14 protein-coding genes are annotated in these 17,965 nt (G+C 68.9%); 9 read left to right on the top strand and 5 right to left on the bottom strand.

What is annotated here, in order from left to right:
- The first annotated feature begins 216 nt into the window (after positions 1–216).
- The 6 genes from AAHF99_RS17345 to AAHF99_RS17320 are packed head-to-tail and all read left to right on the top strand — an operon-like array spanning position 217 to position 7,733.
- The gene (locus AAHF99_RS17345) at positions 217–471 is read left to right on the top strand and encodes an acyl carrier protein (protein WP_342165757.1); all 255 of its coding nucleotides are present in this window, start codon (positions 217–219) and stop codon (positions 469–471) included.
- On the top strand, positions 468–1,631 hold the full coding sequence (locus tag AAHF99_RS17340; protein WP_342165756.1) for an acyl-CoA dehydrogenase family protein: 1,164 nt from the start codon (positions 468–470) through the stop codon (positions 1,629–1,631). Before AAHF99_RS17345 ends, AAHF99_RS17340 begins: the two co-directional genes overlap by 4 nt.
- A complete protein-coding gene (locus AAHF99_RS17335; protein WP_342165755.1) occupies positions 1,631–2,599 on the top strand; it encodes an amino acid--[acyl-carrier-protein] ligase in 969 nt (322 codons plus the stop codon). Before AAHF99_RS17340 ends, AAHF99_RS17335 begins: the two co-directional genes overlap by 1 nt.
- A 6-nt stretch (positions 2,600–2,605) precedes the next feature.
- Positions 2,606–3,574, top strand: coding sequence for a DUF1839 family protein (locus AAHF99_RS17330; RefSeq protein WP_342165754.1), 969 nt, complete (start codon positions 2,606–2,608; stop codon positions 3,572–3,574).
- 3 nt (positions 3,575–3,577) lie between these two features.
- Positions 3,578–6,013: a glycosyl hydrolase 2 galactose-binding domain-containing protein gene (locus AAHF99_RS17325; RefSeq protein ID WP_342165753.1), complete on the top strand. Its 2,436-nt coding sequence runs from the start codon at positions 3,578–3,580 to the stop codon at positions 6,011–6,013.
- Between the two features lie 4 nt (positions 6,014–6,017).
- The gene (locus tag AAHF99_RS17320; RefSeq protein WP_342165752.1) at positions 6,018–7,733 is read left to right on the top strand and encodes an alpha/beta hydrolase family protein; all 1,716 of its coding nucleotides are present in this window, start codon (positions 6,018–6,020) and stop codon (positions 7,731–7,733) included.
- Between the two features lie 84 nt (positions 7,734–7,817).
- Here AAHF99_RS17320 and AAHF99_RS17315 read toward each other — a convergent pair whose 3' ends face one another.
- Positions 7,818–11,522 (bottom strand): vitamin B12-dependent ribonucleotide reductase, encoded by a 3,705-nt coding sequence (locus tag AAHF99_RS17315; RefSeq protein WP_342165751.1) that lies wholly within the window; start codon positions 11,520–11,522, stop codon positions 7,818–7,820.
- A 481-nt stretch (positions 11,523–12,003) separates the two neighbouring features.
- Between AAHF99_RS17315 and AAHF99_RS17310 the strand changes: the two genes are divergently transcribed.
- Positions 12,004–12,417, top strand: a complete 414-nt coding sequence (locus AAHF99_RS17310; RefSeq protein WP_243955680.1) for an NADH:ubiquinone oxidoreductase subunit NDUFA12 — start codon at positions 12,004–12,006, stop codon at positions 12,415–12,417.
- Positions 12,418–12,504: 87 nt separating this feature from the next.
- Entirely contained in the window at positions 12,505–13,155 is a 651-nt protein-coding gene (locus tag AAHF99_RS17305) for a DUF2155 domain-containing protein (RefSeq protein ID WP_342165750.1), read from the top strand.
- Between the two features lie 7 nt (positions 13,156–13,162).
- On the opposite strand, the gene aat is transcribed toward AAHF99_RS17305, so the two are convergent.
- From aat to AAHF99_RS17285, 4 genes are all read right to left on the bottom strand, one after another.
- Positions 13,163–13,843 carry a leucyl/phenylalanyl-tRNA--protein transferase gene (gene aat, locus AAHF99_RS17300; RefSeq protein WP_342165749.1) on the bottom strand — a complete coding sequence of 227 codons (681 nt, stop codon included), beginning with the start codon at positions 13,841–13,843 and terminating at the stop codon, positions 13,163–13,165.
- A gap of 57 nt (positions 13,844–13,900) precedes the next feature.
- Positions 13,901–15,253 carry an acetyl-CoA carboxylase biotin carboxylase subunit gene (gene accC, locus AAHF99_RS17295; protein ID WP_342165748.1) on the bottom strand — a complete coding sequence of 451 codons (1,353 nt, stop codon included), beginning with the start codon at positions 15,251–15,253 and terminating at the stop codon, positions 13,901–13,903.
- Positions 15,254–15,273: 20 nt separating this feature from the next.
- Complete coding sequence (gene accB, locus AAHF99_RS17290; protein ID WP_342165747.1) at positions 15,274–15,741, bottom strand: acetyl-CoA carboxylase biotin carboxyl carrier protein; 468 nt, start codon at positions 15,739–15,741, stop codon at positions 15,274–15,276.
- 165 nt (positions 15,742–15,906) lie between these two features.
- Positions 15,907–16,683, bottom strand: a complete 777-nt coding sequence (locus tag AAHF99_RS17285) for a DsbA family protein (RefSeq protein ID WP_342165746.1) — start codon at positions 16,681–16,683, stop codon at positions 15,907–15,909.
- 123 nt (positions 16,684–16,806) lie between these two features.
- Here AAHF99_RS17285 and AAHF99_RS17280 point away from each other — a divergent pair, with 123 nt between their 5' ends.
- Entirely contained in the window at positions 16,807–17,961 is a 1,155-nt protein-coding gene (locus AAHF99_RS17280; RefSeq protein ID WP_342165745.1) for a pyridoxal phosphate-dependent aminotransferase, read from the top strand.
- Positions 17,962–17,965: the final 4 nt, after the last annotated feature.

Raw genomic sequence — 17,965 nt, 5'->3', positions numbered from 1 at the left:
TCCACAACCCTAAGGATGAGAATCTCTCATCTCAGCGGCATTCCGGAACGATTCATTCGTGATCGTCTGCGACTATGGCCCCGGAAAAGCAGTCTATTTCGGAATCAGAGCTTAACGCGTTCGCGTTAAAAAGCTCAAATTTACGATAGATCATCGTTAGCTTTGACAAGGCGCCAGCGCGGCGTATGTGTACAACCTCCAATAGAGGACAGCGCAATGGTCTCCGATGAAGTCATTCGGGACATCCTTCGGCAGAACGAAGCCATGTCCGGGATCGTAGACAGCTTGGGCGAAGACGAAGACCTGTTCGAAAAGGGTCTCGACTCCTTCGGTTCTGTTCAGCTGATGCTGGCCCTGGAGGAACGCTTCGAGGTCGAGTTCCCGGATACGCTCCTGAACCGCCGTTCCTTCTCGACCATCCGCATCATCCGCGAAACGGTCGGCAAGCTCTCCATGGGAGCCGCCGCGTGAGCGACCTCACTCGCCGGGCGAAGCGCGTCGCGGAGGTCGCCGCGCTGCACGCCGATGCGGTCGACCGTGAGGGCCGCTTCCCCGCCGAGGCCGTGGCCGCGCTGAAGGCCGAGCGCCTGCTCGGGCTTCAGGTGCCGAGCCAGTATGGCGGCGAAGGCGCCGGCATCGCGCAGATCGCGGAGGTGTGCTGCACCCTCGGTCAGGCGTGCAGCGCCTCGGCCATGGTGTTCGCCATGCACCACATCAAGCTCGCGAGTCTCGTGACCCACGGGCTCACCAGCGATTGGCATTGCGGCCTGATGGCCAAGGTGGCCAACGAGCAACTGCTCATCGCCTCCTCGACCACCGAGGCCGGCATCGGCGGCGACCTGCGCAACAGCCTGTGCGCCGTCGAGGCCGAGGGCGACCTGTTCAACCTCGGCAAGGATGCCAGCGTCATCTCCTACGGGGCGCAGGCGGACGTCGTCCTCGTCACCGCCCGGCGCAACCCGGAAGCCCCGACCTCCGATCAGGTCCTCGTCGCCCTGATGCGCGACCAGATGAGCCTGAACCGGACCTCGACCTGGGACACGCTGGGGATGCGCGGCACCTGCAGCGAGGGCTTCCGCCTGGAAGCCAAGGGCGTGCCGACCGTCCAGATCATGCCCAAGCCCTTCGCCGAGATCGCGGCGCAATCGATGCTCGCCTCCTCGCACCTCCTGTGGAGCGCGGTGTGGTTCGGCATCGCGAGCTACGCGGTGGACCGGGCGCGCAGCTTCGTCCAGGGCGAAGCCCGCCGCCGCCCCGGTACGGTGCCGCCGAGCGCCATGCGCCTCGCCGAGGCCGCCAGCGCCCTGCAATCGATGAAGGCCACCGTCCTCTCCGGCCTGCGCAAATACGAGGGCGCCCAGCACGAACCGGACGAGCTCAGCTCCATCGGGTTCGCGGTGAGCCTCAACAACGTCAAGACGACCGCTTCCTCCATGGCCGTCGACATCGTGCAGCGTTCGCTCGGGATCGTCGGGATCTCCGGCTACCGCAACGACACGCCGTTCAGCCTCGGCCGCCCGCTGCGCGACGTGATGTCCGCGCCGCTGATGATCGCCAACGACCGCATCCTCTCCAACACCGCCAACCTCCTGCTCGTGCAGAAGGGCGGCGGCCAGCTCCTGAGCGCCTGATGGACAGACTGCCCGCCCTCGACATCGACACCTCCACCGAGGTGCCGCAGGATTCCACCACCGTGGAATCCCCCACTTTCCTCGACCGGCTGTTCGATGCCGGTCTCCTCGTCCGCACCGGTGTCGATGGCCTATACGGCCGCAGCGGCGCGTTTGAATCCGTCATTGAGGCCCTGGACCGTCTCGTCTCCCGCCTCGGCGGGGAGGATGGCGCCGAGGTGATGCGCTTTCCGCCGGGCATGAGCCGGGCGACCTTCGAGCGCAGCGGCTACCTGAAGGGCTTCCCGCACCTGGCGGGCACCGTTCACAGCTTCTGCGGCAACGAGGCGGACCATGCACGCCTGCTCGCCTGCGTCGAGGCCGGCAAGGACTGGACCGACAAGCAGGCCGCGACCGACATCGTGCTGACGCCCGCCGCCTGCTACCCGGTCTACCCGACGGCCGCCGCCCGTGGCCCGCTCCCGCAGGGCGGCCTGCTGTTCGACCTGCAATCCTACTGCTTCCGGCACGAGCCCTCGCTGGAACCGACCCGGATGCAGCTGTTCCGCATGCGCGAATACGTGCGCATGGGCAGCCCGGACGAGGTGCTGGCCTTCCGCGAGCTATGGCTCGACCGGGGCACCAAGATGATGGCCGGCCTCGGCCTGCCGCTGGCGGTGGACCTTGCCAATGATCCTTTCTTCGGCCGCGCCGGCAAGATGCTCGCCAACAATCAGCGCAACCAGAACCTGAAGTTCGAGCTGAACGTGCCGGTCAACAGCGTCGAGAAGCCGACCGCCTGCCTCAGCTTCAATTATCACCAGGACCATTTCGGCACGACCTGGGGCCTCACCCAGGCCGATGGCGGCGTCGCGCACACGGCCTGCGTCGGGTTCGGGCTGGAGCGGATCACCCTCGCGCTGCTGCGCCACCACGGGCTCGACCTCGCCCGCTGGCCGGCGGACGTCCGCGCGACGCTCTGGGGCTGAGCCACAGTGTCTGCCAGCCTCGCCATCCGTGAAGACCGGACGGAGGCGCCCGCTCACGCGGCGCATCCGCTCCACGGGCAGGACCGGGCTTGGCCCGAGACCAACTGCTACGTGGACCTCTGGATCGAGCTTCTGCACCATCGCGGGCTCGCCCCGGAGGCGATGCTGGGCTTCACGGTGAAGCAGGATTTCGAGGGCGACCAGTTCACCTTCTTCAAGCCGTCCATGGCCGAGATCGAGGCGCTGTACGGCCTGCGCCTCGATGAACTCGCGGTCTACGATGGCCTGGAGCAGCACGCCCTGGTCCAGGCCGCGCGTGGCAGCGTCGTGATGGTGGAGGTTGACGCGATCTTCCTGCCCGACACGGCGGGCACGACCTACGGCCGCGAGCATTCGAAGACCACGATCGGCATCCTCGCCCTCGACAAGGCGGGCCGCCGCCTCGACTACCTGCACAATGCCGGCCGCTTCACCCTGTCCGGTGCCGATTACGACGGCATCTTCGCCGAGACGACGTTGCCGCCCTATGCCGAGTTCGTGCGGCAAGTGGCCGATCCGGTGCCGGCGGCGCGCCTGCCGCACGTCGCCCTCGACCTGCTGCGGACGAACCTGCGGGGCGCCCCCCGGCGCAACCCGGTGAGGGCCTTCGCGGGCGCCCTCGCGGAGACCGGCGAGGGGCTGGTCGTGCGCCCGCTCTCGGTGTTCCACAAATACGCGTTCAACACGACGCGCCAGCTCGGCGCCAACTTCGAGATGCTGGGCAGCCACCTCGCTTGGCTGACGACCTCCGGCGCGGGCGATTTCACCGCCGCCGCCGAGAGTGCCACCCGCCTCGGGAGCGAGGCCAAGGCGTTCCAGTTCCAACTGGCCCGCACCTTCGCCAAACGCAGCGCCGCCGGCCTGCCCCAGCGCCTCGACAAGGCCGCCGAGACCTACGACGAGGTCTTCGCCCGCCTGCGCACCACCCTGGCCTGAGCCGTGGCCCGGATCCATGCCATCGATGGGGCGCTCCCGCGTGCCGTCGAAGGCCCGTGGCGGTTGCTCGTCACCGAAGCCGGCGCCTGCGCCGGGTCGGTCGACCTCGACGGCCGGGACGGCTGGATCCCGGCCCCCGTTCCCGGCACCGCCGCGCAGGCCCTATGCGATGCGGGCCGATGGCACGATGCCGAGCCGGCGCCACTCCAAGATAAGGACATCTGGTATCGCGCGCCGATCTCCGGATCGGGCCGCGAGCGCCTGCGCTTCGAGGGCTCGGCGACGAACGCCGAGATTTGGCTCGACGGCGTGCTGCTCCTCGCGACGGACTCGATGTTCCGCCCCTTCATCGTCGAAGCGGATCTGACGGCGCGGAGCGAACTCACCCTCTGCTTCCGCTCGCTCGCCGCTTCCCTCGCCAAGCCGCAAAAGCGCGGGCGCTGGCGGCCTCGCCTCGCGACGCCGGGCTCCCTGCGAAATGCACGCACGACCCTGCTGGGCTTCATGCCCGGCTGGTCCCCGGTGATCGACCATGTCGGCCCGTTCCGGCCGGTGCTCCGCGAGCCCATCGGCACGCCAACGGCCGATCTGCGCGCCAGCTTCGACGGCACCACCGGCCGCCTCGTGGCCCGCTTCGATTTCCCCGACGGGGAGGGGAGGGCTGTGCTCCGCTGCGACGGCCGCGAAGCCGCCCTCCGCGAGGAGGCGCCCGGCCTCTACGTCGGCGAACTCCTTCTGCCGGGCGTCGCGCCGTGGTGGCCGCACACCCATGGCGAGCCGCGCCTGCATGCGGTGGAGGCCGAGATCGGCGGGCGCCGATTCGACCTCGGCCGCGTGGGTTTCCGCGCGATCACTACGACGCGCCCGTTCGAGGAGGGCTTGAGCCTCGCCATCAACGGCGAGCCGGTCTTCTGCCGGGGCGCCATCTGGACGCCCGCCGACCTCGTGGGTCTTTCCGGCGACCGGGACACCCTGCGACCGCTCCTCGACCTCGCCCGCGAGGCCGGGGTGAACATGCTGCGCGTGCCCGGCATCACCCTCTACGAGTCGGACGCCTTCCACGACCTCTGCGACGAACTCGGCATCCTGGTCTGGCAGGACCTGATGCTCGCGAATTTCGACTACCCGCACGACGATCCCGCCTTCCGCGACAGCCTCGCGGCGGAGATCGCGGCGTTCCTCGACCGCACTCAGACCTCCCCCTCGCTCTGCGTGATCTGCGGGGGCAGCGAGGTCTGGCAGCAGGCTTCGATGCTCGGGCTCCCGCGCGAGACATGGTCGGGCGGCTTCCCCGCCGAGACCCTGCCCTGCCTCGTCGCCGAGGTACGGCCCGACCTGATCGTGGTGCCGAACTCCCCCTCCGGCGGCGATCTGCCGTTCTCGGTGAGTGCGGGCGTCGCGCATTACTTCGGCGTCGGCGCCTATCTGCGCCCCTTCGAGGATGCCCGCCGGGCTGAAGTGGGTTTCGCCAGCGAATGCCTCGCCTTCGCCAACGTGCCGGAGCCCGAGAGCCTGCGCCGCGCGGGTCTCACCGACCCGAACGATCCGCGATGGCCGGCGGGCGTCCCCCGCGACCGGGGGGCCGATTGGGATTTCGAGACGGTGCGCGACCATTACGTCGCCACCCTCTACGGCGCCGATCCGGCGCGGCTGCGCCATAACGATTCCGAGCGCTACCTCGCCCTCGGCCGCGCGGCGGTGGCCGAGTGCATGGAGGCGACCTTCGCTGAATGGCGCCGCGCCCAATCCCGCACGATGGGCGGGCTCGTTCTCTCCTGGCGAGACCTCGCCCCCGGCGCCGGCTGGGGTGTGATCGCGCAGGACGGGCTGCCGAAATCGGCGTGGTACGCCCTGAAGCGCGCCTTCCGGCCGGTCCAGGTGATGCTCTCGGACGAGGGTCTGAACGGGCTACATGTCCACGCCCTCAACGAGACGCCCCTTCCCGTCGAGGCCGTGCTGCGCCTCGCCTTCCTCGACGCCGCCGGCAAGGCGGTGGTGAAGGCCGAGCGTGCCGTGACGCTGGCCCCGCGCGGGGCCATCACCCTCACCTCCGCCGAGATGCTCGGGCGGTTCTTCGACGCGACCTGCGCCTATCGCTTCGGCCCCGCCCAACACCGAATCGCACACGCCATCCTGCTCGACAGCCAGGGCGACGTGATTGCGGATGCCTTCCACTTTCCCGCGGGCCGGGACGTGGCTCCCGAGGCGACGGGCCTCGCGGCCGAACTCGCCGAGGGTCCGGAAGGCTGGAGCCTGAATCTCTCGACCGCGCGCCCGGCGCTCGGCGTGCAGATCGACCTCGAAGGACAGGGGCGACCCGCCGAGAACGGGTTTCACCTCATGCCCGGCCTGCCGCGCAGGATTTCACTCATCGGCCTCGCCGGCCGCCCGCTGGGCACCGTGCGCGCCCTCAACGACGACGCTGTGGTGAGGATCTGACGCGATGACGCTCGCCCGACCCGACACCGATTTCGCTCATTCCACCCCGGCCCCGGCCATGCCCGTCACCTTCGATGGAATGCTCGGCTGGTACGGCGCCGGCTTCTCGCGACGGGGCATCGTGCTGTGTGGCACCCTCGGCTACGAGCAGATCTCGGCCGGGCGCGGCTGGCGGCGCCTTGCGTCCGACCTCTCCGCCGCCGGCTACCCGACCTTGCGCTTCGATTATCCGGGCGAGGGCGATTCGGCCGATCCCGCCAGCACCGACGTCGGGACCCTGGTTGCCGCCATCGGCAAGGCGGTCCGCTTTATGCGAGAGCAGGGCGGCGCCGAAGAGATCGTCCTCGTCGGCCTGCGCCTCGGAGCGACCCTCGCCGCGCTGGCCGCCGAAGAGGGCGGAATCGACCGGCTGGTGCTGCTCGCACCCTTCGCCTCCGGCCGCGCCTACCTGCGCGAGATGACGATCCGCACCAAGACCATCGACCAATTGCCGGATGGCCGCCCCTTCCCGCAGGACCCGGCGGCGCCGGTCTTCGGCGGCTTCCGCCCGGCATCCTCGCTGCTCGCGAGCCTCGCCACGGTCGACCTCGCCAAGCGCCCCCCGGCCCCCGTGCCGGATGTGCTCTGGCTCGGGCCGGACCCGGCCGGGCTCGCCGCTCGCCTGCGCGCGGGGGGCAGCACCGTCACGACCGGGCCGTTTCCCGGCCTCGCGCCGTTCCTCTCGAACGCCCTGATCTCCGAGACCCCCACGGATGTCTTCGCCACGGTGGCGGGTTTCGTCGCGCAGGACGTCCCCGCCTCGTTCGGCAGCCCGAGCCTCGCCCCGCCCGCCTCGCCGATCACCGGGCCCGGCTGGAGCGAGAGCGTGATCCGCTTCGGCGACAATGTCGGCATCGTCTGCACCCCCGAGACAGCCGCCCCGGACACGCCGGCCGTGCTGTTCCTCAATTCCGGGGTGAACCCGCGCTCCGGCTACGGACGCCAGACCACGGAACTCGCCCGCGTCCTCGCCGCCGAGGGCGTGCGGTCGCTCCGCATGGACATGCGCGGCGTCGGCGATGCCGAGGACAGGCCTGACAAGGCACCGCCCCTCTACACCCTCGACGCCCTGCCGGAGGCCCGCGCAGGCATCGACCGCCTGGATGACGGCAACGGCGTCGTCGTCACCGGCAATTGCAGCGGCGCCTATTTCGGCTTCCACCTCATCTGCACAGACCCGCGCGTGCGGGCGGCCGTGATCTCGAATCTGTATTGCTTCGATTGGGACCCGGCGAACGACCTCGCGGCAGCCCTGAAGCCGAGCTTCCGCAGCCCGGCGGCCTATGCCTCTTTGCTCCGGCAGAAGGATGCGTGGCGCCGGATCCTGCGCGGTGAGGTGAAGGTCCGCGCCATCGCCGGGCGCCTCGCCGGGATCGCGATGGGGCGTCTGCGCCAGATCGCGGCGAAGATCATGCAGCCCTTCCCCTCCGCGACCAGCGTCGCGGGCCGGGTCGTTGCCTTCCGCAAGCGGGGCGCCAAGCTCGTTCTCGTCTTCAGCGCGGGGGAATCCGGCATCGGCGAGGTGGCGCTCCATCTCGGCCGCTCGCCCGCGACGGTGGCCAGACGCCTCGGCCACGAGATGGTCATGCTGTCCGACACCGACCACAACATGAGTACCGAAGGCGCTCAGGACCGGATGCGCCGCCTCATCACCGACACGCTCGCCGCCACGCGCCGCTGATCGTCGCCGGCCAGGACCGAAACGAGAAACCCCGCCCGGCTCATCAGCCGGGCGGGGTTTCTTCTTATCGCGGTGCCGGAGGGCTTACGAGCAGCCCGTGGTGCCGCCGCAGGTGTCGCACTTCAGGCAGGTTCCGTTGCGCACGAGGGTGAAGTTCGCGCATTCCGGGCAAGCCTCGCCGACATAGCCCTTCATCTTCGCCTCGGCCCGGCGATCCTCGACCGTGCGCGTCGGCGCGGCGAAGGGCAGGGTCTCGGCGATCTGCGCCATCTCGACGGGCTCGGCCTTCAGGGCCGTAGCGCCGCGCATGGCGTGGACCGTGCCGCCGGAGGCCGCCGGGGAGACGGCGAGGGTCGCCCCCGCCGGGCCGCCTTGGATCACGGTCAGCCGGTCGGCCGAGCCGCGAAGCAGGCCGCGCGACACGATGGAGGCCGCCGAGGTCGACTTCGGCCCCTCGCGGGTGGTGTCGCCAGCCTCACCGCCGCCGAGCACCGTGTTGCCGATCTCGTTCGGGTTGACGTGGGCGAGGTCCGTGCGGCCGAGATACGAGATCGCCAGCTCGCGGAACACGTAGTCCAGCAGCGAGGTCGCGTTCTTGATCGCGTCGTTGCCCTGCACGAAGCCCGACGGCTCGAAGCGCGTGAAGGTGAAGGCCTCCACGAACTCCTCCAGCGGCACGCCGTACTGGAGGCCGAGCGAGATCGCGATGGCGAAGTTGTTCATCAGGCTGCGGAAGGCGGCGCCTTCCTTGTGCATGTCGATGAAGATCTCGCCGAGGCGTCCGTCGTCGTACTCGCCGGTGCGCAGGTAGACCTTGTGGCCGCCCACGACCGCCTTCTGGGTGTAGCCCTTGCGCCGGCCGGGCAGCTTCTCCCGCGAGCGGATGCGCTCCACCCGCTCGATCACCCGCTCCACGATCCGCTCGGCCGCCGCAGCCGCCTTGGCCGCAGCGGGCGCCTGGATCAGGGCCTCGATCGCCTCGTCGGCATCCTCGTCCTCGTCCGCGATGAGCGCCGAGTTGAGGGGCTGCGACAACTTCGAGCCGTCGCGGTAGAGGGCGTTCGCCTTGAGGGCGAGGCGCCAGGACAGCAGATAGGCCGCCTTGCAATCCTCGACCGTGGCGTCGTTCGGCATGTTGATCGTCTTGGAAATCGCCCCCGAGATGAACGGCTGGGCCGCCGCCATCATGCGGATATGGCTCTCCACCGAGAGATACCGTTTGCCGATCCGCCCGCAGGGGTTGGCGCAATCGAAGACCGCGTAATGCTCCGTCTTCAGGAACGGCGCGCCTTCCAGCGTCATCGCCCCGCAGACATGGGTGTTGGCGGCCTCGATCTCTTTCTTGCCGAAGCCCAGGAATGGCAGCAGCTCGAAGGTCGGGTCGGCGAGCTTCTCGGCCGGGACCTTGAGGGTCTGGGTCAGGAAGTCGTCGCCGAGCGTCCAGCGGTTGAACACGAACTTGATGTCGAAGGCCGACTTCAGGCCCTTCTCCACCGAGGCGATCTTCTCGTCGGTGAAGCCCTTGGCGCGCAGGGTCGAGGGGTTGACGCCCGGCGCTTGGCCCATCGAGCCGTGGCCGACCGCGTAGGCCTCGATCTCGGCGATCTCGCTCTCCCGGTAGCCGAGCGTCCGCAGGGCGTCCGGCACGGCCCGGTTGATAATCTTGAAGTAGCCGCCGCCCGCGAGCTTCTTGAACTTCACCAGGGCGAAGTCCGGCTCGATGCCGGTGGTGTCGCAATCCATCACGAGGCCGATCGTGCCGGTGGGCGCGATCACGGTTGACTGGGCGTTGCGGTAGCCGTGCTCCTCGCCGAGCGCGAGCGCCCGGTCCCAAGCCACACGGGCACGCTCGCCGAGGTCGCCCTGCGGGATGTTGGCGTGGTCCAGCGGGACCGGCGCGATGTTCAGGAACTCGTAGCCGTCCGCCTCGCCGTGAGCCGCCCGGCGGTGGTTGCGGATCACCCGCAGCATCGCGTCGGCGTTCTCGTCGTAGGCCGGGAAGGCACCGAGTTCGGCCGCCATCTCCGCCGAGGTCGCATAGGCGACGCCGGTCATGATCGCGGTGAGGGCACCGGCCAGGGCGCGGCCCTCATGCGAGTCGTAAGACAGGCCCATCGTCATCAGCAGGCCGCCGATGTTGGCGTAGCCGAGGCCGAGCGTCCGGTAGCGGTAGGACAGTTCCGCGATCTCGCGGGACGGGAACTGCGCCATCAGCACCGAGATCTCGAGCACCACCGTCCAGAGGCGGTTGACGTGCTCGTAACCCTCGACGTCGAACCGCTTCGACTCACGGTCGTAGAGGGTCAGCAGGTTCGTGGAGGCGAGGTTGCAGGCCGTGTCGTCGAGGAACATGTACTCGGAGCACGGGTTCGAGGCCCGGATCCGCCCGCCCGCCGGGCAGGTGTGCCAGTCGTTCATCGTGGTGTTGAAGTGCAGGCCCGGATCGGCCGACGCCCAGGCGGCCTCGCCGATCTTCTCCCACAGGTCGCGGGCCTTCAGGGTCTTCGTGACCTTGCCGGTGACGCGGGCGGTGAGGTTCCAATCCTTGTCCTCATCGACGGCGCGGAGGAAGCCGTCGGTGAGCGAGACCGAGTTGTTGGAGTTCTGGCCGGCGACCGTCAGGTAGGCTTCCGAATCCCAATCGGTGTCGTAGACGGGGAACTCGATCTTGGTGAAGCCCTGCTTGGCGAACTGCACGACGCGCTTGATGTAGGCGTCCGGCACCATCGCCTTGCGGGCGGCCTTGATCTCGCGCTTCAGCGCGGGGTTCCGCTCGGCGTCGAAGCAGGCATCGCCCTCGGCCTCGCACTGGGTGCAGGCCTTCATGACGGCGGTGAGGTGCTTGGAGACGACCTTCGAGCCCGTCACCAGGGCGGCGACCTTCTGCTCTTCCTTCACCTTCCAGTCGATGAAGGCTTCGATGTCCGGGTGGTCGATGTCGACGATCACCATCTTGGCGGCGCGGCGGGTGGTGCCGCCCGACTTGATGGCGCCCGCCGCGCGGTCGCCGATCTTCAGGAAGGACATCAGGCCGGAGGACTTGCCGCCACCGCCGAGCTTCTCGTTCTCCGAACGGAGCATGGAGAAGTTTGAGCCGGTACCGGAGCCGTACTTGAACAGGCGCGCCTCACGGACCCACAGGTCCATGATGCCGCCCTCGTTCACGAGGTCGTCCTGCACGGACTGGATGAAGCAGGCATGCGGCTGCGGGTGCTCGTAGGCACTGCCCGAGCGGGTCAGCTCGCCGGTGCGGTAATCGCAATAGAAGTGGCCCTGGCCCGGTCCGTCGATGCCGTAAGCCCAATGCAGGCCGGTGTTGAACCATTGCGGGGAGTTCGGCGCCACCATCTGGCGGGCGAGCATGAAGCGCAGCTCGTCCATGAAGGCCGAAGCGTCTTCCTCGGAGGAGAAGTAGCCGCCCTTCCAGCCCCAATAGGTCCAGCAGCCGGCCAGACGGTCGAAGACCTGCGTCGCGGAGATCTCGGAGCCGATGCGCTCGTCCTCCGGCAACTCGGCCAGCGCCGCCTCATCCGGCACGGAGCGCCACAGGAACGAGGGAACGTCGTTCTCCTCGACCTTCTTCAGCCGGGCCGGCACGCCTGCCTTACGGAAATACTTCTGAGCGAGGACGTCGCTCGCAACTTGGCTCCAGCTCTCCGGCACGTCGATGCCGTCGAGGCGGAACACGACCGACCCATCCGGATTACGGATCTCGCTCAGCGTCTTGCGGAACGCGATGGCCGCATAGGGCGACTGCCCGGCCGTGGTGTAGCGACGCTCGAACCGCATTAGTCACACCTCTCCCAACGGGGCACGCGTCCCCGGTCCCGCCAGCAGCGGGGGCAGCGGTTCCGACCCGGCCCGCACTGGGCTCGGTTCGGTTCCGCGACGTTAATTTTAGAGACGGGGGCGGCCCACTGAACGCCGTGACCGAAGGGGCACCACCATGTCCGAGAGATTAACGCCTACCCGCCTTTCACGTCAACAAGTGGTGTGCGGGCGGAAGGTTTCCCGCTACATCTTGTGGTGTGCGACAAATCCCTGTGGATATCCATCCCGCCTCGCCTAAGTGTCGTTCTGGCGTCGATGATTTCCGCCGGGATTATTTTGCGTCCACATGGCAACGCGAGCCGCCCGGAAATGCCGGAGCGTGGCCGTGACATCCGTGCGACAGGTCGGCCCACCGCAACGCAGCACTGGACTCGCGGGCGCGGCCTGCCCATAACCGCCTCCGACGCGCCCGCGGGCGCGGCCCAGACCGGATCGGGTGATGGCACTCAAAGACACCCTGCTGCGCATCTTCACGTGGTGGAACGGTCAGACCGTCTCGGTCGCCGTCCAAACCGCGCGCTCGGGCATCTTCGTCGGCGAGGACGAGCTGGGGAACAAGTACTACAAGGCGCAGGGCGCGCTGATCGACCGTTCGGTCGGAAGCGAGCGTCGCTGGGTCGTGTACAACGGCTACGCGGACGCCTCGAAGGTGCCGCCGGGCTGGCGCGGCTGGCTGTGCCACAACGTCGACGTGGCGCCCAGCGAGGAGCAGTACACGCCCAAGCCCTGGCAGAAGCCGCATGTCGAGAACCAGACCGGCACGGCCAACGCCTACCGGCCGCAGGGCTCGCAGCTGTCCTGGGGCTCGCGTCCCGCCGCGACGGGCGATTACGCCCCCTGGTCGCCGGAATAGGCCCGGCGCAGCGCCCTTTTGCCGCCACCGTTGCGGTGTTGAAACGGGCGCACCTCGCTTAGCCCAGACCGCCGAAAGGCAGACGCCTTGAGCCGCACCCTCTCCCGCGCCGTCCGGGCGCTCTGCTTCGGCGCCGCGTGCCTCGCGGCCGTGCCGGCCGTTGCCGACAAGATCAAGAACCCGACGGCGGTGTTCTCCGGCCTCGACAAGATCACCGGGCGCATCGTGTCCTTCGAGGTCGCCGTGGACGAGACCGTCCAGTTCGGCGCCCTGCAACTGACCCCGCGCGTCTGCTATTCGCGTCCGCCCACCGAGCCGGCCAAGACTACGGCCTTCCTCGAGGTGGACGAAGTGACCCTCGACAACAAGTACCGCCGGATCTTCACCGGCTGGATGTTCGCGTCGAGCCCCGGCCTGCACGCCATCGAGCATCCGATCTACGACGTCTGGCTCGTCGATTGTAAGGGCGGCAGCGACGTGATCGCCGAGGCGAAGGAGCAGGAGGACGTACCGGCCCTCGCGGCGAAGCCAGAGAAGTCCGGCAAGCGCAAGGATGCGACGAAGACCGCCCAGCAGGTTAACTCGGCCGGGCAGGTGGACGTCGAGGCGCCGCGCGGCGTCCCGGTGCAGCCGAAGCAGAAGCCTTCTCGGAAATTCTTCCCGTCGAACGAGGGCCCCGCGCCGGCCCCGCCGCCGCCGCCTCAGCCGCAATCGATCTTCGACGCGATCTTCCGCTAGTCCCCGGTCACACCTCGACCGGTGCCAACGCCAGCAGCGTTTGCTCTCCGCTGACGCTGCCGTCCCCCGGCCAGATGCCCCAATCCGCCTCGCCGTCGAGGGCCGTGGCGAGCCTGCGCTTGTAGGCGTGGCGGGGAATCTCCTCCGCGCCGAACTGGGCGAGGTGGTCGGTCACGAATTGCGTGTCGGCCAGCCGGTATCCGCCCGTCCTCAGCCGCGCCATCAGGTGGACCAGGGCCACCTTCGAGGCATCGCGGGCGAGGTGGAACATGCTCTCCCCGAAGAAGGCCGCGCCGAGAGAGACGCCGTAGAGCCCGCCGACGAGTCGCTGCGTGTCGCGGGCATAGACCTCGATCGTGTGGACGTAGCCCTCGTCGAACAGGGCGCCGTAGAGGTCGCGGATGCGTCCGTTGATCCAGGTGCGCTCGCTGTCCCGGCGCGGCCCGGCACAGCCCTCGATCACGCCGCCGAAATCGGTGTCGGAGCGGACTTCGAACACGTCCGAGCGGACGGTGCGGGCGAGGCGGCGCGGGATGCGGAACCCGTCGAGGGGCAGGATGCCCCGGGCGCGCGGCTCGACCCAGTAGAGCGTCGGATCGTCCGCGTCCTCCGCCATCGGGAAGATCCCGGCGGCATAGGCCTTCAGCAGGATCTCGGGCGTGATGTCGATACGGGCGCCGTCATGCATGGCGGAAATGTCGCCCGGCGCCGCGCGAAAGGCCAGAGGCCCGGGAGCCGCGCGGCGTCAGGTCTTGAGGGCACCGCTGGCGAGCGCCGTCTCCAGCCAATGGATGTCGTACATGCCGTTCTGCACGTCCTGATTGCGGACCAGGGCGCGGAACAGGGGCAGGGTGGTGTCGACACCATCGATGACGAACTCGTCCAGGGCCCGGCGCAGGCGCATCAGGCACTCGTTCCGGGTGCGGCCGTGGACGATCAGCTTGCCGATCAGCGAATCGTAGTTCGGCGGGATGCGGTAGCCCTGGAAGGCGGCCGAATCGACGCGGACCCCGAGGCCGCCCGGCGGGTGGTAATAGGTGATAAGCCCCGGCGAGGGCCGGAAGGTCTCCGGGTCCTCGGCGTTGATGCGGCACTCGATGGCGTGCCCCTCGACCTTGATGTCGCTCTGCACGACCGAGAGGGGCGCACCGGCCGCCACGCGGATCTGCTCGTTCACGAGGTCGATGCCGGTGATCATCTCCGTTACCGGATGCTCCACCTGGATTCGGGTGTTCATCTCGATGAAGTAGAAGCGGCCGTCCTCGTACAGGAACTCGACCGTGCCGGCGCCGAGATAGCCGAGCTTCTGCATGGCGTTGGCGCAGATGCCGCCGATCTCGGCCCGCATCGCCTCGTTGAGGGCCGGCGAGCCGCCCTCTTCCCACACCTTCTGGTGGCGGCGCTGGAGCGAGCAATCGCGCTCGGCAAGGTGGACTGCGCCGCCATTGCCGTCACCGAGCACCTGCACCTCGATGTGGCGCGGCTTTTCGAGATACTTTTCGAGGTAGACCGAATCGTCACCGAAGGCGGCTTTCGCCTCGGAGCGGGCCATGCCGATGGCCTGATCAAGGTCGGCCTCGGTGCGGGCGACCTTCATGCCGCGACCGCCGCCACCGGAGGCGGCCTTCACCAGCACGGGATAGCCGATTTCGGCGGCGACGCGCTTGGCCTCGTCGCCGGTCTCGACCCCGCCCTCGGAGCCGGGGACACAAGGAATACCGAGCTTCAGCGCCGTGCGCTTGGCCTCGATCTTGTCGCCCATGACGCGGATATGCTCCGCCTTGGGGCCGATGAAGCCGATCTCGTGATGGGCCAGCACCTCGGCGAAGCGGGCGTTCTCCGAGAGGAAGCCGTAGCCGGGATGGACCGCATCCGCCCCGGTGATCTCGCAAGCCGCGATGATCGAGGGGATGTTGAGGTAGCTGTCGCGCGCGGCGGGCGGGCCGATGCACACGCTCTCGTCGGCGAGGCGCACATGCATGGCGTCCGCGTCGGCGGTGGAATGGACCGCCACGGTGGCGATGCCGAGCTCCTTCGCCGCCCGCAGGATTCGCAGCGCGATTTCGCCCCGGTTGGCGATCAGGATCTTGTCGAACATGGCGGCAGCTTCCCGAGGCGTCAGGCGATGACGAGGAGCGCCTCGCCGAACTCGACCGGCTGGCCGTCCTCGACGAAGATCGCCGTCACGGTGCCGGCTCGGGTCGCGACGATCTCGTTGAAGGTCTTCATCGCCTCGATCAGCAGAAGCTTGTCACCGACCTCGACCCGCGAGCCGACATCGATGAACGCCTTCGCCTCGGGCGACGGACGCAGGTAGGCGGTGCCGACCATGGGGGAGGGCACCGTGCCGGGCTCCGTGCGTGCGGGCTCGGCCGGGGCCAGGGCCGCCGGCATGTGCATCGGCGCGGGCGCCGTCACCGCGATGGGGGCCGGCGCCGCGACCTGAACGGAAACGGGCTCGATCCGGCGGACCACGCGGATACGCAGGTCACCCTTTTCGACCTCGATCTCGGAGAGACCGGTCTCCGTGACGAGGTGGGCGAGCTCGCGGACGAGCTCGGGATCGATGGAGTCGTGCTTGGGCATCCGGCCTTCTTCGTCTGGCATCGGGTCCGATGTTCCGGCGGGCGGGGGCTCGGGCTCAACCGGGCGCCGGAGGGCACCGCGGTTCGCCGCGGGCACCCGTGGTCTTAGACGACGAGGCAGCCCCGCGACAAGCGGCGATGAACGGTTGTTGTTGCGTCGTATGCCTCAGCAGGAGGCGTGGCCGCACTGGCGAACGTCGGCGATGGTCTTGCGCATCGGCTCCACGCCGACCGCACCGGGGATCACCTCGTCACCGATGATGAAGGCCGGCGTGCCCGACAGGCCGAGGCGGTCGCCGAGCCCGCGATTCTCCGAGAGCGCGGCCTTCACGTCCGGGGAACCCATGTCCTTCTGAAGCTTCGCGGTGTCGAGGCCCATCGACTTGGCGACGTCCATCGCCTTGGCGCCGTTCACCCGGCCCTTCGACTCGAGCAGCTTCTGGTGGAACTCGAAGAGCTTGTCGCCCTTCAGCTGCTGCGCCACGGCCATGGCGACCTGGCTCGCCTCGAGCGATTCCGGGCCGAGCACGGGGAAGTCCTTGATGACGACCCGCAGCTTCGGGTCCGACTTGATCAGCGCCTGCACGTCGCTGAGCGCCTTACGGCAATAGCCGCAATTGTAATCGAAGAACTCCACGAGGGTGACGTCACCCGTCGGATTGCCGGCCACCACGTCGTGCTTGCCATTCACAAGCATCTCGCGAGATTCCTTGAGCGCGGCGGCCTGGGCGAGGCGCTGCGTCTCGACCTGCCGCTTCTCGGCCTCGGCGAGGGCGTCCTGCAGAACCTCGGGGTTCTTGACGAGGTATTCCTTGATGATCCCCTCGATGGCCGAGCGCTGTGCGTCCGTGAACGGCGCGGCGGCTTCCTGGGCCAGGGCGGTGGCGGACGCGCCGAGGCTCAGGACGAGCGCGAGGGCGGGCAGGGAACGGGTGAAGGGCATGGATCCTCGCGGGACGCGGGCGTCTGACAGGCGCGAGCCTATGAGAGAGGGGTTTGGCGTTTTCGCGGCGCGCGGTCAAATAGCCCATCTGCGCCCGCCGGGCGCGTGAACCTGCCGGATCCCATGCCGCAACCGTCCCGCCGTGCCTCCTCCGTCGCACCGTTCATGGTGATGGACGTGATGAGCGCCGCCGCCGCCAGGGAGCGCTCCGGCCTCGACGTGGTGCATATGGAAGTGGGCCAGCCCTCGGCGGGCGCCCCGCGCCCGGTGGTCGAGGCGGCCCGCCAAGCGCTGACCCTCGGGCGCGTGCCCTATACGGAAGCACTGGGTCTGCCGGCGCTGCGCGAGCGTATCGCGCGGGATTACAGGTCGCGCTACGGCGTCACGGTGGCCCCGGAGCAGGTCGTGGTGACGACCGGCTCCTCGGCGGGCTTCCTCCTCGCCTTCATGGCAATGTTCGATGCAGGCGACCGGGTCGGCGTGCCGCAGCCGGGCTATCCGGCCTATCGCAACATCCTCGCCTCGCTCGGCGTCGAGCCGGTGCCGATGGTCCTGCGCGAGCAAGACCGCTTCGCCCCCACCGCCGCCCTGCTGCAGGCGACGCACGAGGCGAGCAACCTGAACGGTGTGCTCGTGATGAGCCCGGCAAACCCATCGGGGACGGTGATCGTGCCCGAAGCGCTGGCCGACCTCTGCGCCCGTGCCCGGGGCCTCGGGCTGCCGCTCATCTCGGACGAGATCTACCACGGCCTCACCTACGGGGCGCCGGCCGCCACCGCGCTCCAGTTCGAGCCGGATGCGGTGATCATCAACTCCTTCTCGAAGTACCATTGCATGACCGGCTGGCGCATCGGCTGGATGGTCGTGCCGGAAAGCCTGCTGCGCGCCGTCGAGCGGCTGGCGCAGAACCTCTACATCTCGGCCCCCTACCTCTCGCAGGTCGGGGCGCTCGCCGCGTTCGACGCGACGGAGGAGTTGGAAGCCGTCCGCGAAGGCTATGCCCGCAACCGCGCCATCCTTCTCGACGCCTTCCCCGGCCTCGGCCTCGGCAAGGTCCATCCGGCGGACGGGGCGTTCTACATCTATGCGGACGTGTCGAACCTGACGAACGACGCCGCCGGCTTCTGCCGCCGGATGCTGGACGAGGCCGGCATCGCCTCGACGCCCGGCCTCGACTTCGACCCCGCCGCCGGGGGCCACCATGTCCGCTTCTCCTTCGCCGGATCGGAGAAGGATTGCCGCGATACGGTGGCCCGCCTCAAGACATGGCTCGCCTGAGCCT

Source organism: Methylobacterium litchii (assembly GCF_038442315.1).
In the GTDB taxonomy this organism is placed as follows: Bacteria; Pseudomonadota; Alphaproteobacteria; order Rhizobiales; family Beijerinckiaceae; genus Methylobacterium; species Methylobacterium litchii.
This window is presented reverse-complemented; position numbering and strand designations above follow the sequence as displayed.

Excerpts from the sequence above, each read along its gene's own strand:
- accC (WP_342165748.1), bottom strand. The coding sequence starts at position 15,253 with ATGTTCGACAAGATCCTGATCGCCAACCGGGGCGAAATCGCGCTGCGA.
- AAHF99_RS17335 (WP_342165755.1), top strand. The coding sequence starts at position 1,631 with ATGGACAGACTGCCCGCCCTCGACATCGACACCTCCACCGAGGTGCCG.
- AAHF99_RS17310 (WP_243955680.1), top strand. The coding sequence starts at position 12,004 with ATGGCACTCAAAGACACCCTGCTGCGCATCTTCACGTGGTGGAACGGT.
- AAHF99_RS17285 (WP_342165746.1), bottom strand. The coding sequence starts at position 16,683 with ATGCCCTTCACCCGTTCCCTGCCCGCCCTCGCGCTCGTCCTGAGCCTC.
- AAHF99_RS17320 (WP_342165752.1), top strand. The coding sequence starts at position 6,018 with ATGACGCTCGCCCGACCCGACACCGATTTCGCTCATTCCACCCCGGCC.
- AAHF99_RS17315 (WP_342165751.1), bottom strand. The coding sequence starts at position 11,522 with ATGCGGTTCGAGCGTCGCTACACCACGGCCGGGCAGTCGCCCTATGCG.
- accB (WP_342165747.1), bottom strand. The coding sequence starts at position 15,741 with ATGCCCAAGCACGACTCCATCGATCCCGAGCTCGTCCGCGAGCTCGCC.
- aat (WP_342165749.1), bottom strand. The coding sequence starts at position 13,843 with ATGCATGACGGCGCCCGTATCGACATCACGCCCGAGATCCTGCTGAAG.
- AAHF99_RS17280 (WP_342165745.1), top strand. The coding sequence starts at position 16,807 with ATGCCGCAACCGTCCCGCCGTGCCTCCTCCGTCGCACCGTTCATGGTG.
- AAHF99_RS17345 (WP_342165757.1), top strand. The coding sequence starts at position 217 with ATGGTCTCCGATGAAGTCATTCGGGACATCCTTCGGCAGAACGAAGCC.